Annotated in this window: 13 protein-coding genes; 3 read left to right on the top strand and 10 right to left on the bottom strand. The window is 68.7% G+C overall.

The window, feature by feature from the left end; all coding sequences use genetic code 11:
- Positions 1–2: 2 nt before the first annotated feature.
- The 8 genes from V6D00_09920 to V6D00_09885 form a co-directional block, all read right to left on the bottom strand.
- Positions 3–1,406, bottom strand: coding sequence for a CpaF family protein (locus V6D00_09920; GenBank protein HEY9899486.1), 1,404 nt, complete (start codon positions 1,404–1,406; stop codon positions 3–5).
- Entirely contained in the window at positions 1,384–2,610 is a 1,227-nt protein-coding gene (locus tag V6D00_09915) for an AAA family ATPase (protein ID HEY9899485.1), read from the bottom strand. The genes V6D00_09920 and V6D00_09915 overlap by 23 nt, the downstream gene beginning before the upstream one ends.
- A gap of 23 nt (positions 2,611–2,633) precedes the next feature.
- Entirely contained in the window at positions 2,634–3,623 is a 990-nt protein-coding gene (locus tag V6D00_09910; protein HEY9899484.1) for a pilus assembly protein TadG-related protein, read from the bottom strand.
- Between the two features lie 16 nt (positions 3,624–3,639).
- Positions 3,640–4,872: a pilus assembly protein N-terminal domain-containing protein gene (locus V6D00_09905; GenBank protein HEY9899483.1), complete on the bottom strand. Its 1,233-nt coding sequence runs from the start codon at positions 4,870–4,872 to the stop codon at positions 3,640–3,642.
- 32 nt (positions 4,873–4,904) lie between these two features.
- Complete coding sequence (gene cpaB, locus V6D00_09900) at positions 4,905–5,750, bottom strand: Flp pilus assembly protein CpaB (GenBank protein HEY9899482.1); 846 nt, start codon at positions 5,748–5,750, stop codon at positions 4,905–4,907.
- An 81-nt stretch (positions 5,751–5,831) separates the two neighbouring features.
- The gene (locus V6D00_09895) at positions 5,832–6,218 is read right to left on the bottom strand and encodes a TadE/TadG family type IV pilus assembly protein (GenBank protein HEY9899481.1); all 387 of its coding nucleotides are present in this window, start codon (positions 6,216–6,218) and stop codon (positions 5,832–5,834) included.
- 16 nt (positions 6,219–6,234) lie between these two features.
- The gene (locus V6D00_09890; GenBank protein HEY9899480.1) at positions 6,235–6,408 is read right to left on the bottom strand and encodes a Flp family type IVb pilin; all 174 of its coding nucleotides are present in this window, start codon (positions 6,406–6,408) and stop codon (positions 6,235–6,237) included.
- A 277-nt stretch (positions 6,409–6,685) separates the two neighbouring features.
- Complete coding sequence (locus V6D00_09885) at positions 6,686–7,939, bottom strand: NAD(P)/FAD-dependent oxidoreductase (GenBank protein HEY9899479.1); 1,254 nt, start codon at positions 7,937–7,939, stop codon at positions 6,686–6,688.
- 145 nt (positions 7,940–8,084) lie between these two features.
- Here V6D00_09885 and V6D00_09880 point away from each other — a divergent pair, with 145 nt between their 5' ends.
- Positions 8,085–8,906, top strand: coding sequence for an alpha/beta hydrolase-fold protein (locus V6D00_09880; GenBank protein ID HEY9899478.1), 822 nt, complete (start codon positions 8,085–8,087; stop codon positions 8,904–8,906).
- An 86-nt stretch (positions 8,907–8,992) separates the two neighbouring features.
- Here V6D00_09880 and V6D00_09875 read toward each other — a convergent pair whose 3' ends face one another.
- Positions 8,993–9,406, bottom strand: a complete 414-nt coding sequence (locus tag V6D00_09875) for a globin (GenBank protein ID HEY9899477.1) — start codon at positions 9,404–9,406, stop codon at positions 8,993–8,995.
- Positions 9,407–9,457: 51 nt separating this feature from the next.
- On the opposite strand from V6D00_09875, the gene V6D00_09870 reads away from it, so the two are divergent.
- Complete coding sequence (locus V6D00_09870) at positions 9,458–9,952, top strand: low molecular weight protein-tyrosine-phosphatase (GenBank protein HEY9899476.1); 495 nt, start codon at positions 9,458–9,460, stop codon at positions 9,950–9,952.
- Positions 9,953–10,013: 61 nt separating this feature from the next.
- Here the strand turns inward: V6D00_09870 and nadA are convergent, their stop codons facing one another.
- A complete protein-coding gene (gene nadA, locus V6D00_09865) occupies positions 10,014–10,970 on the bottom strand; it encodes a quinolinate synthase NadA (GenBank protein ID HEY9899475.1) in 957 nt (318 codons plus the stop codon).
- Positions 10,971–11,202: 232 nt separating this feature from the next.
- Between nadA and rocF the strand changes: the two genes are divergently transcribed.
- The gene (rocF, locus tag V6D00_09860; GenBank protein ID HEY9899474.1) at positions 11,203–12,147 is read left to right on the top strand and encodes an arginase; all 945 of its coding nucleotides are present in this window, start codon (positions 11,203–11,205) and stop codon (positions 12,145–12,147) included.
- The last annotated feature ends 82 nt before the right edge of the window (positions 12,148–12,229 follow it).

The following is a 12,229-nucleotide window of genomic DNA, read 5'->3' as shown; positions in this document are numbered from 1 at the left end:
GGCTAGCTCCAGCTCCCCGTCTGAAAGAGCTCCACGGGCAGGGGGATGCCCTTGAGCTTGAGCGCGTCGGCGCACTTGGGGCGGATGCCCGTGGGCCGGTGGCCGCCGACGACGCGGCCCTCCTCGTCCACCCCGGTGCGGGCGAACTGGTAGATCTCCTGCATCTGGAGGGTGTCGCCCTCCATGCCGACCAGCTCCGAGATCCCGAGCACCCGGCGGCTGCCGTCGCTGGCGCGGCCGATCTGGACGATCAGGTTGATGGCGCTCGCGATCTGCTCGCGGATGGCGCGCAGGGGCAGGTCCATCCCTGCCATCAGGACCATGGTCTCGAGGCGCGAGAGGGCGTCGCGGGCCGAGTTGGCGTGGATGGTGGCCAGGGACCCCTCGTGGCCGGTGTTCATGGCCTGCAGCATCGAGAGGGCCTCGCCGCCGCGGACCTCGCCCAGGATGATCCGGTCGGGGCGCATGCGCAAGGAGTTCTTCACCAGCTCCGACTGGTCCACCCTGCCTGCCCCCTCCACGTTCGCCGGGCGGGTCTCCAGCCGGATCACGTGGTCCTGCTGGAGCTGGAGCTCGGCGGCGTCCTCGATGGTGATCAGGCGCTCGTGGTAGGGGATGAAGGCCGAGAGCACGTTGAGAAGCGTCGTCTTGCCCGAGCCGGTCCCGCCCGAGATGAGGACGTTGAGGCGGGCCTCGACGCAGCCCTTGAGGAACTCGGCCATGGCGGGGGTGAGGCTGCCGTAGTCGATCAGGGCGTCGACCTTGAGGGGGTCCTTGCGGAACTTGCGGATGGTCAGGCAGGGGCCGTCGATGGCCAGAGGCGGGATGATGGCGTTGACGCGAGAGCCGTCCGGCAGGCGCGCGTCGCACATGGGCGAGCTCTCGTCGATGCGGCGGCCCACCTTCGAGACGATGCGGTCGATCACGCGCAGCAGGTGGGCGTCGTCCGAGAAGGCCACGTCGATCTTGGTGATGCGGCCGCTGCGCTCCACGTAGACCCTGCGCGGGTTGTTGACCATGATCTCCGAGATGGAGTCGTCGCCCAGCAGGGGCTCCAGGGGCCCCAGCCCCAGCATGTCGTTGAAGATCTCCTCGACGAGGCGATCGCGCTCGCTGCGGGCCAGGAGGCGGTGCGCGCCGGCCCCCTCGGGCGAGGCCAGGGCCGTCTCCAGCAGCTCGCGGATGGCCTCCTTGATCCGCTCGGGGCTCGAGGTCTCGTCGAGGGCCTGCTGGCGCATGTTCTCGACGAGCATGCGGTGCACCCGGCTCTTGAGGTCGGCGAGGGGATCCACAGGTCGCACGGCGATCTCGACGCTCTTGGGCGCCGCGAGCGGCTTGGGGGCGCTCGCCGGGGCCTCAAGGGCGGCCGGGGCGTCCGTGGGGTTAAGTCGGTTGCGCAGGAACATCGATCATCCTCCGGATACGGGCGAAGAGCTCGCTCAGCTTGCTTGCGGGCTTTACCTCGACCAGGGCCGTCTGCGGCCTGTCCAGGTAGCGCGCGGCGAAGACCTTCATGGCCTTGGCGAAGGCCCCCTTCGGCGCGAGCGCCACCATGGGGGTGCCTGCGTTGACGGCGCAGAGCGCCTCGTCGGGCACGTAGGGCAACTGGCTGGCAAGCTGCCGGCGCAGGACGCGGGCGATCGCCTCGGCGTCCACCTCGCTCTTCTGGCTCCAACCGACCAGCTCCACCTTGTCCAGGTCGATGCCCAGATCGAGCCACAGCTTGAGGCTCTGCTGCACGTGGCGCAGGCTGGCCAGATCGGGGAAGAAGGGCACGACGATCCGGTCGGCGAGCTCGAGCGCCCGCACGATGGGCTCGGAGAGGACCGGGGCGGTGTCCACCACCGTGAAGGCGAAGCGCTCCTTGAGCCTGCCGAGCACCCCGTCGACCGCCGCGCGGTCGATCAGCTCTCCGTCCTCGGGGGTGGGGGCGCTCGCGAGCACCTTGAGCCCGCTCGCGTGGCTCATCAGGGCCTGGGCGATCGTCTCGGGCTCGGCGCGGCCTCCGAGCCGCGCGATGTCCGAGAAGTGGGCCTGGGGCTTGAGGTTGAAGAGCAGGTCCACCTCGCCGAACTGGGGGGCGAGATCCACCAGCGCCACCTCGTCGGCGGCCTCCATGGCGAGCGTCAGCGAGAGGTTGGCCGCAAGCGTGGACTTGCCGGCGCCGCCCTTGGGCGAGTGGACGACGATGATCTTGCCGACCCTGGCGCGGGCGCTCTCGCTCGCGGTGCGGGCGCCTCTGAGGCGAGAGAGGAAGACGTGGGCGCGCTGGACGGCCTCGGCGAGGCCTCCGGGGTCGGGGACGACCTCCCGGATGCCCGCCTGCATCGCGAGACCCAGCTCGCGCGCGTCGAGCACGGCGCCCACCAGGATCGTGGTGGCGAGCGGATTGGCCGCCAGGATCCCGTCGACCCCGCGGATGGTCGCCTCCAGGTCGCCCATGTAGGCGATCACCACCAGGTCCGGTTTCAGCGCGATCGCCGCCCCGACCCCCTCGGCGAGGGTCGGGGCCTCGCCGACGAGATCGGCGAGCTGCGGGTCCTTGAGGGCGGGGCGTAGCGGATCGCGCTGGGCGTCGATGCCGAGCAGCAGGGTACGAAGGGGGGCCATGATCGCTCCTTGCTAGACGGGGATCACAAGGTGGTGGGGTTCACGGGAGGAGGAGCGGCGCTCGAGTCGTCCGAGAGGCGCACCGCGTACTCCAGGGCGGTTCCCTTCGCCGCGTTGGTGTCGATCCTGTCGATGAACCGGCCGTAGACCTCGCTGCGGCTGGTCGTGTAGGTGATGTAGAAGCGGGCGAAACCCTTGACGACCACGTTGCTGCGCCCCATCGAGGAGAGGTACTGGTCCCAGTACAGGAGGGGCACGGTGATGACGCGCGGGGTGCGGGCGCCCTTGACCGCGGCGGCATAGCTGGTCTGGTCGTTGCCAAGGAGCTGGTTGATGGCCGTCACGGTCGGGCCCGCCATGTTGCCGGGCTCGGTCTGGACCATGTCCTCGACCCTCAGGGTGCGCCGGACCCCGTTGAGGATCGACTGGCGGTAGATGGTCGCGCCGGTGCCGTCGATGCCGAGCGCCTGGAAGTTGCCCTTGATCTGGTTGCTCGGGCCCTGCTTGAGGACGTACTCGGCGCCGGGCACGAAGTCGCACTCGGGGATGCCGAAGGGGCGAGGCCCTGCGGTCTGCTCGACGCAGTGGAGGTCCGCGGTGGCCTTGGCGCCCACCGAGAGGTCCTTGGCCGCACCGGGGTCGCCGCTGCCCTGCATCGCCTCGACGACCCGGGCCACCACCGACTTGCTCGGGTTTTGCATGGCCACCGACATGCGGCTGCCCTGGTGGATGGTGATGCCGGCGTCCGCGAGCTGGTAGCCGTTCTTGGCGGCGACCGCCTTGGCCTGCTGGACGGCGTAGGTGCGTCCGTTGAGGAGGCCCTTGGCCCCGGCCAGCGCCGCAGCGTCGCATGCCACCTGCATGCGGGTTCGCTCGTACATCATGGCCCCGGTGTCGGCCACCAGCCCGGCCACGACCACCAGACCGGTGGCGAAGATGGCGGTGGTGACGAGGGTCGCGCCTCGCTCGTGCGAGCGGTCTTTTCCAGGAAGTTGCTTGCGCCGGGTGACCATGAGGGGGGCCTCCTCTCTACTTCGTGGGGGTGGTCGTCTGGGGTTTAGACTCGGGGCTCACCAGCCTGGGGGTCACGAGGATCGCAAGCTCCGTCTCGTTCTTCTGGTACTTGGTGGACTTGAAGAGCTCGCCGAGGATGGGGATGCTGCCAAGGATGGGAACTTGCTCGACGACCTTGGACTCGCTGTTCTGCAAGAGGCCGCCGATGGCGAGGCCCTGGCCCTGGCCGAGCACCAGCTGGGTCTCGGCGCGCCGGCTGGTCACGGCGGGCACCACGAAGTTGGCGAGGCGCACGGCGTTGTTGTAGTCGAGCTGGCTGACCTCTGGGGCGACCTTCATCGAGATGCGGCCGTCCTCGAGCACGGTCGGCTCGATGGAGAGCTTGATGCCGTAGGGCTTCCACTCGTACGAGATCTGCCCCTGTTGCTGGGCGGTGGGCACCGGGATCTCGCCGCCGGCGAGGAACTCGGCCTTGCCGCCGCTGACGGCGACCAGGTTGGGCTTGGCGAGGATCCTGGCCGAGCCGTTCTGCACCATCAGGTTGAGCTTGGCGTTGATGCGCTCGTAGAGGCCGAAGGCGGTGCCGCCGCCCGAGACCAGGTTCGAGAAGGCCTGGCCGTTGCGGGGGTTGCGCGCGTCACCCTGGATCACGTTGGCCACGTCGGGGTCGAAGACGTCCTCGCCGCTCGAGGTTCGCTTCATCTGGCCCCACTTGACGCCCAGCTCCCCTGCGCCGTTCTTGGAGAGCTCGACCACCTCCACGTCCACCTGTACCTGCTGAACCGCGTCGGCCGAGAGCAGGTTGACGACGCGCGGGGCGAAGCCCGAGGCGAGCTTCTCGGCCATCTGGATCTGGCTGGTGCGGTCCACCTTGCCGTAGAGCAGCACCGCGTCGTTGACGACCTCGACCTGCAGGTCCTTGGCCCCGGTGGCCTTGCGGATGGTGGCCTTGAGCAGGCCGGCGTCCACCCGCACCACCACGTCGTAGGTCAGGCGCTTGCTCTTGGTCCAGACGATCAGGTTGGTGGTGCCGGGCTTCTTGCCGTTGATCAGCACGTCCTTCTTCGAGAGGACCGCCACGTCGGCGATCTGCGGGTCGGTGACCGACACCTTGGTGACCTCGCCGCCGACCGAGACGACCTCCGACTTGCCGACCGAGACCGGCAGCGTTTCGTCCGCCAGGGCGAGGGCTGCGGTTGCGGGCGCCACGACCAGCGACGCGGCCAGAATCCAACGCAGAGACTTCATCGGGGGAACTCGCTTCCTTTAATAGCTGGGGCTCAGCGGTTGACGTACTCGGTCGAGGTGCCCCGGATGATCATGATCGAGGGCTTCTCGGCGGGGGTCTTGGCCGGCACGATGACCTTCACGATCCGGGGGGCCTGAGGCCGGGGCTTGGCGGCCACCTTGACCGGGGCGGGCTCGGGGCGCTTGACGCCGATCAGCGACTCGGGGGTGGCCCCCGCGGTCTTGGCGTCGCCCTTCTCGTTCTGGTCCCGCATCGCCAGGCGGATCTTGCCGCGGTCGGCCGCGAGGATGAGCTTCTCGGCATCCGACGGGGAGACGGCGAGGGTCGCCGAGGAGACCACCTTGGCCTCCGGGTCGCCCTCTCGCTTGGCTTCCTGGGCGCAGGCGAGGACCTTGACGCGCTGCAGGAGGAACTTGGTGACGGTCTGCCCCTCCACGTCGAGGGTGCTGACCACGTCGACGCTCATGCCGGGCTGGACGAAGCCCGCCACGCCCACCACCTCGTCGACCGCGACGGTGATGGCGCGCATGCCGGGGGGGACGGGCAGGACGGCGCGGGCCTCCTCGCCCGGCGCGAAGAGCTTGCTCTCCACGAGGGCCTCGCCCGCGCTCAGCTCGATCCTCGCCAGGCGGCCGACGGCCGCCTCGGGGCTCGTGAGGGCCCCCTCGGGGATGAACTTGGAGGGGCGGGTCTCGACCGCGACCATCTCGGGGGAAATCTTGGCGCTCAGGGGGATGGGGGCCTTGACGATCAGCACCGGCCCCTGGGGCTCGCCGGCGTTGGCGCGCTCGTTTTGCCCCGAGACGTAGGCGAATATCCCGCCGCTGGTGACGAGCCCGAGGCCCACCGCGACCAGCAGCCTTTGTGCCTTTTTCATTAAGAGCACCTCACAAAACGTGATTGATTTGTCTGTGTCCGCCGCCTTGCGGCGGGTCGTGGAGTCGTTTCGTTCGGCACTCTAATCCTGCTCCACGCGCATGACGGCCGTCGACTTGAGGTTGATGGGGTTGGGGACTCCCGGAAGGTTCAGCGCCGTCTTGAAGGGATAGCTCACGTTGACGCTCACGTCGCGGCCGTCGGCCACCGTCTCCTTGGAGATGGTGACCACCGTCCCGGGATCGTTGAGGCCGGCGCCGCTCAGGTACTTGGCGACGGCCGCCTTGATGTTGGTGTCCGGTCGCCCGAGGGCGCCGATCCGGGCGCCCTCTCGGCTGGCGTTGGTGATGACGAGCTGGGCGTTGAAGAGGTGCCCGAAGCCGAAGATCCCGAGCATCATCGCCAGGATGACGGGCAGGACGAGCGCCGTTTCGACCAACGCCTGCCCGGATTCGTTCCGGTTACGCATTCTCCGCCCCCCCGTTCTACTTGCCGGTCGCGCTGAGGGTGTTGGCGATCGACGAGAGCATCTTGTTGACGTTGGTGCCCATCATGGTGAGGGCGCCGACGGTCACAACCGCGATGAGGCCCAGGATGAGGCCGTACTCGGTCAGGGCCTGGCCTTCTTCTTCCTTGAGCACGCGCATCATCTGGTTCATTTGGTTGTTCCTTTCTCAAGCCAAGTGGTGGTGCGGGGTGGGGACGCTCGCCCCCCTTCGATGCTGAAATCATACGGCTCGGGCATTTACGGCGAAGTAAAAGTCGAGTTACGCCCGCATGAATTAACCCTCGATCGCTCAGCGGGCGAGCGAGGGGCCCAAGAGCGGCGCCGGCACTGGGTTTTTGGGATCGGTCCCGATAAGCGAAATCGCCCGGCGCAGGGCGCCGGGCGAGAAATGTTGTGTTCCGATGACGCCCGAAAGGGCCGTTTGTTGCTTACTTGCCGAGAATCGACGCCGCGGCGGCGGTGCCGGCGGCATGGCCGCTCGACCATGCGGCCTGGAAGTTGAAGCCCCCCACGTAGCCGTCCACGTCCAGGACCTCGCCGGCCCAGTACAGGCCCGAAACCAGCTTGGACTGGAAGGTCCTGGGGTCCACCTCCTTGGTGTCCACCCCGCCGGCGGTCACCTCGGCCACCTCGAACGAGTGCCAGCCGGTGACCGGGAAGCGCCAGCCCCTGAGGGTCTCGACCAGGCGCGCTCGGTCGCCGCGCGAGAGCTCGGCGACCTTCTTGGCGCCGTCCACCCCGCTCGCTTCGAGGAAGGGCTCCACCACCGAGCGGGCCATGTCGTCCTTGAGCAGCGAGGCGACCAGGGATCGAGGGGCGGCCTCGATGCGCGCGAGCAGCTCGGCCTCGAGCTCGCTCGCGCTCATTTCCGGCTTGAGGTTGATGCGCAGCTCGACGGCCCTGCCCCGGTGCAGGCCCTCAGCGGCACTCCGGCTCAGCTGCAGGACGACGGGGCCCGAGAGCCCGAAGTGGGTGAAGAGCATGTCGCCGCGCCAGCGCCGGTCGGCCACCTTGCCGTCCACCAGGACGGTGCCCTCCACGTCCTTGAGCGAGACGCCCGCGAGCTCCTTGGTGCCGCTCACCCGCAGGGGCACCAGGGAGGGGTAGAGGTCGGCCACCCGGTGGCCGACGGCTTCGGCCAGCTTGTAGCCGTCGCCGGTCGATCCCGAGCGGGGTAGCGAGCGGCCCCCGACGCAGACGATCACGGCACCCGCCTCGATCAGCTGATCGTCCGCGGTGCGGACCCCCTTGACCCGGCCGTCCTCGACCGAAAGGCCCGCGACGGGCGTCGCGAAGCGGACCTCGACGCCGAGCTGCTTCATCTCGGCCGTCAGGGCGAGGATCACGTCGCGGGATCGGTCGCTGACGGGGAAGACCTTGTCGTAGGGAGGCTCGACCTTGGTGCGGACCCCCCGGCGCTCGAGCAGGGCGAGCACGTCGTGCTTGCCGAAGCGGCGAAAGGCGTCCGAGAGGAAGCGGCCGTTGCCCGGGTACATCTTGACCAGCTCGCGCGGGTCGTCCAGGTCGTTGGTGACGTTGCATCGCCCGCCGCCCGAGATCTGGATCTTGAAGCCGAGCCGGTCCGTCTTCTCGAGCAAGAGCACCCGCGCGCCGGCCTGCGCCGCGGCGATCGCGGCCATCATCCCCGCCGCGCCGCCCCCTACCACCACGATCCGTTCCACGTGCGCCCCTCTCTGCATGGCTCCTGCGTTTCGGCCTCCATCATAGCCGCTTCGTGCAATTCGCACATGAGCAGCGACGATCGTCCCGCTATAATACGAGGCCGTTCCATCGCATTCGCAGCACCACATCGAAGGAGGCGGGCCTATGCAATACGCCATCCAACTGTCGACCCTCCCGGCCAGCGAGCGCCTCTTCACCCTCGGCGAGCTGAGCATTCCCAAGCTCGGGCGATCGCGCCGGGTGGACGTCTATCTCCCTTTGGGCTACGAGCGCTCGCGTCTGACCCGCTATCCCGTCATGTACATGTGGGACGGCCAGAACCTCTTCGAGCACCAGCGCGCCTTCATGGGGGCGTGGCGGGTCGGGGCCTCGCTCGATCTGCTGACGGCCGCTGGCGAGCTGCCGCCGATGATCGTGGTGGGCATCGACAACGGGGGCGAGCATCGCCTGAGCGAGCAGAGCCCGTGGCCCGACGCGCGCTTCAAGTCCAGCGGCGAGGGGGCGGACTTCCTGTCCTTCGTCACCGACGTGGTCAAGCCCATGGTGGATCGCACCCTTCGCACGAGGCCCCAGCGCGAGTTCACCGCCGTCGCGGGATCCTCGATGGGCGGGCTCACCTCGCTCTACGCGCTGTACCATGCGCCCGAGGTCTTCGGTCGGGCGGCGGCCTTCTCGCCCTCGCTGCACTTCGCCCGCGCGGCGATCTTCGACTACCTCAAGGATCAGGCCAAGCCCGAGGGCGCGCGGCTCTACCTGGACGTGGGGGGGCGCGAGGTCGGCCGCGTCGAGCGCAGCCGGCCCATCACCAACCAGGCCAAGCGCCTCGACGCCTTCCTGCGCGAGCAGGGCTGGAAGGACCGCCACGACTACTACTGGCTGGTGGATCCCAAGGGGACCCACAGCGAGGCCTGCTGGGCCACGCGCTTCCCGGCGGCCATGCGCTTCCTGTGGGGGGATTTGATCTGATCCCCCGCCCCCCGGTGGGGCGGGGCTAGGGGTGGGGGGATCTCGATCGCTCCGAGCCCCTCACCAAGATGGCAAGGAGCGTGATTTTATCCCCCCGAGCCCACCCCACCGGGGGGCGGGGAGGTGGGCTCGGGGGAGTTCTCCATGTGGTGGGCCGTGAGCCTCAGGCGCTCGAAGAACTCCTCGCGCGGCTCTCCTGCCAGGCCGATCTCGTCCATGGCAGCCGCCATGGTTCGCAGCCACGCCTCGCGCCGGGTCGGGGTGATCTCGAAGGGCAGGTGGCGCGCGCGCATGCGCGGGTTGCCGTGGGTCTGGGTGTAGAGGGGCGGCCCCCCGAGGAACTGCGTCAGGAAGAGGCGCTGCTTCTCGACGGTCTCGGTGAGGTCCTCCGGGAAGATGGGCGAAAGGTCCGGATCGGCCGCCACGCGCGGGTAGAAGGCGTTCACCAGCCGCCGGATCGTCTCGTCGCCGCCGATGGCTTCGTACAGGTTCGTGATCATAGGCCCAGTTTACCAGATGCGGCCCTGCTATATTGGGGGGCGGAGGTCGCCATGATCAACGTCATCTTCGTCTGTCTCGGGAACATCTGCCGCTCGCCCCTGGGCGAGGGGATCTTCCGCCACCTGGTGACCCAGGCCGGTCTTTCCGAGCGCTTTGAAATCGACTCGGCGGGGACGGGCAACTGGCACGTGGGAAAGCCGCCGCACGAGGGCTCCTTGCGGGTGGCGCGCGATCGCGGCCTCGACATCTCGCTGCAGCGCGCCCGCCAGATCCAGATCGAGGACCTGGACGACCACGACTACGTGGTCGCCATGGACACCCGGAACTTCACCGACATCCGCGACCTGGATCCGCTGCGCAAGACCCGCGCGCAGGTCGTGAGGATGATGGACTTCGCCCCGGCGCGCGGCCTCTCCGACGTGCCGGATCCGTACTTCGGGGGCCCCGAGGGCTTCGACCACGTCTACGACCTGGTCGAAGAGGCCTGCAAGGGCTTGCTCGCGCACATCGCCGCCGAGAAGGGCCTGCGCCTCACGTCCCTCTAGCCCCGCCCACAGCAAAAGGCAGGCGCCCCCGCAACGGCGGGGGCGCCTGCCTTGAACAAGCCTACTTGCTGAGCTCGAGCATCTTCTTGATGGGCTTGAGGGCCTGGACGCGCAGGGCCTCGTCCATGGTGATCTCGGGCTGCATGTCGCGCAGGCAGAGGTAGAGCTTCTCCAGGGTGTTGAGCTTCATGTGGGGGCACTCGTTGCAGGCGCAGGTGCCCTCCTCGGGAGGGGCCGGGACCAGGGTGGCCTGGGGAGAGGCCTTCTGCATCTGGTGGATGATGCCCGGCTCGGTGGCGACGATGTAGGTGCCGTCGGGGTGGTCCTTGACGTAGTTGAGCAGGGCGCTGGTCGAGCCCACCACGTCCGAGATGGCGAGGACGGGGTCCTCGCACTCGGGGTGCGCCAGGATCAACGAGCCCGGGTGCTCCAGCTTGAGGGCGTGGATCTTGCGGGCCGAGAAGGTCTCGTGGACGATGCAGCTGCCCTGCCAGAGGATCATGTCGCGGCCGGTCTCCTTGACGAGGTAGCGGCCCAGGTTGCGGTCGGGGGCGAAGATGATCCCCTGGTCCTCGGGGATGGAGCGGATGATCTTGAGGGCGTTGCTCGAGGTCACGATGTAGTCGCTGATCGCCTTGACCTCGGCGGTGCAGTTGATGTACGAGACGACCACGTGGTCGGGGTGGCGGTCCTTGAGCGCCTGGAGGCCCTCGGCCGGGCAGCTCTCGGCGAGGCTGCACCCCGCGGCGAGATCGGGCAAGAGGACCGTCTTGTTCGGGTTGAGGATCTTGGCGGTCTCGGCCATGAAGTGGACGCCCGCGAACACGATCACCGCCGCGTCGGTCTTCTCGGCGGCCTGGGCGAGCGCGAGGCTGTCGCCCAGGAAGTCGGCGACGTCCTGGATGTCGGCCTCCTGATAGTAGTGGGCCAGGATGATGGCGTTGCGCTCGCGCTTGAGGGCGTCGATGGCCTCGAAGAGGTCGAGCCTCGGATCGATGGGGGCGGTGGTCGTCTGCATGGCGTTTGATTCTCCTGGGGGCCGGCGTTCGCGCCGATCTTTGATCCCGATTGCTACGATCTTGAATTCTACCTCATTTAGCCGCGCTTTTGGTCGCTCGGCGCCTGTCCGGGCGCATCCCCCTGCGCGGATCGCGCGCGGCGGGCGAGACAGGGCATGGGGGCTCGGTGTACAATGGCGGTTAGAATGATTCCAGCAAAGCCTCGATGATGAGGATCTTGGAGAGGATTTTATGACTGGCCACCAGTCACCGCAGCTTGAAAACCGTCTTGCTTCCCAGGCCGCGCTCGCGGCCGCCATCGTCGGAATTCCCTTCGACCTCGGGGCGCCGCGCCGCGGCTCGGGCCTCGCCACCCGGGCCATCCGCTACGCCGGCCTCGTCAGGCGCCTCGAGAGGCTCGGCGTCGCGGTGAAGGACCTGGGCGACGTCCCGGTCCCCGACTCCCCGGTGCCCCACTCGGACCTCCTGCGGAACCTGCCCGCGGTCGCTGAGGCCGCCGAGGCCGCCTACCACGGCGCCCGCGAGGCGATCCGAGAAGGTGCCTTCAGCGTCTTTCTCGGCGGCGACCACTCGGTCGCCATCGGCACGATCGCCGGGGTCAGCTCGGTCCACGCCGAGCGCGCAGAGCGCCTGGGCCTTCTCTGGTTCGACGCCCACGGTGACTTCAACACCGCCGACACCACCGTCAGCGGCCACATCCACGGGATGCCCTTCGCCGTCGCGCTGGGCCACGGCACACCGGAGCTGACCCGGCTGGGCGGTTTCTCGCCCAAGGTGCCGGCGGCCAACGCCGTCCTGATCGGCGCCCGGGACCTGGACGAGGCCGAGGAGCGGCTCATCGCCGAGGCGGGCGTCAGGGTCTTTCGCATGACCGAGATCGAGGCGCGCGGGATCCAGGCGGTGATGGACGAGGCGATCGCGATCGCCTCGGACGGCACCGCCGGCATCCACGTCAGCTTCGACATGGACGTCGTGGACCCGAAGGAGGCCCCCGGGGTGGGGAGCCCCGCCCGGCACGGGATGACCGCCCGCGAGGCGCGCCTCGCCCTCGCCCAGCTCGCGCGCACCGGCCTGGTGCGATCCCTGGACATGGTCGAGGTCGATCCGCTGCTCGACGCGAGCAACCAGAGCGCCAGGCTCGCCGTGGACCTCATCGCCGCAGCGCTCGGCCGTTAGCAATTCACCTGAATCCCCCGCCGCTCGCGGAGCCATGCCCCTGATTCCTTTCGGGCATGGCTTCGCTTGTTGCTGTCTCCTT

Source organism: Pantanalinema sp., from assembly GCA_036704125.1.
GTDB lineage: Bacteria > Cyanobacteriota > Sericytochromatia > S15B-MN24 > UBA4093 > JAGIBK01.
The sequence above is the reverse complement of the archived record's forward strand: the minus strand, read 5'-3'. Positions and strand labels throughout refer to the sequence as shown.

Excerpts from the sequence above, each read along its gene's own strand:
- V6D00_09920 (HEY9899486.1), bottom strand. The coding sequence starts at position 1,406 with ATGTTCCTGCGCAACCGACTTAACCCCACGGACGCCCCGGCCGCCCTT.
- V6D00_09915 (HEY9899485.1), bottom strand. The coding sequence starts at position 2,610 with ATGGCCCCCCTTCGTACCCTGCTGCTCGGCATCGACGCCCAGCGCGAT.
- V6D00_09910 (HEY9899484.1), bottom strand. The coding sequence starts at position 3,623 with ATGGTCACCCGGCGCAAGCAACTTCCTGGAAAAGACCGCTCGCACGAG.
- V6D00_09905 (HEY9899483.1), bottom strand. The coding sequence starts at position 4,872 with ATGAAGTCTCTGCGTTGGATTCTGGCCGCGTCGCTGGTCGTGGCGCCC.
- cpaB (HEY9899482.1), bottom strand. The coding sequence starts at position 5,750 with ATGAAAAAGGCACAAAGGCTGCTGGTCGCGGTGGGCCTCGGGCTCGTC.
- V6D00_09895 (HEY9899481.1), bottom strand. The coding sequence starts at position 6,218 with ATGCGTAACCGGAACGAATCCGGGCAGGCGTTGGTCGAAACGGCGCTC.
- V6D00_09890 (HEY9899480.1), bottom strand. The coding sequence starts at position 6,408 with ATGAACCAGATGATGCGCGTGCTCAAGGAAGAAGAAGGCCAGGCCCTG.
- V6D00_09880 (HEY9899478.1), top strand. The coding sequence starts at position 8,085 with ATGCAATACGCCATCCAACTGTCGACCCTCCCGGCCAGCGAGCGCCTC.
- V6D00_09875 (HEY9899477.1), bottom strand. The coding sequence starts at position 9,406 with ATGATCACGAACCTGTACGAAGCCATCGGCGGCGACGAGACGATCCGG.
- V6D00_09870 (HEY9899476.1), top strand. The coding sequence starts at position 9,458 with ATGATCAACGTCATCTTCGTCTGTCTCGGGAACATCTGCCGCTCGCCC.
- nadA (HEY9899475.1), bottom strand. The coding sequence starts at position 10,970 with ATGCAGACGACCACCGCCCCCATCGATCCGAGGCTCGACCTCTTCGAG.
- rocF (HEY9899474.1), top strand. The coding sequence starts at position 11,203 with ATGACTGGCCACCAGTCACCGCAGCTTGAAAACCGTCTTGCTTCCCAG.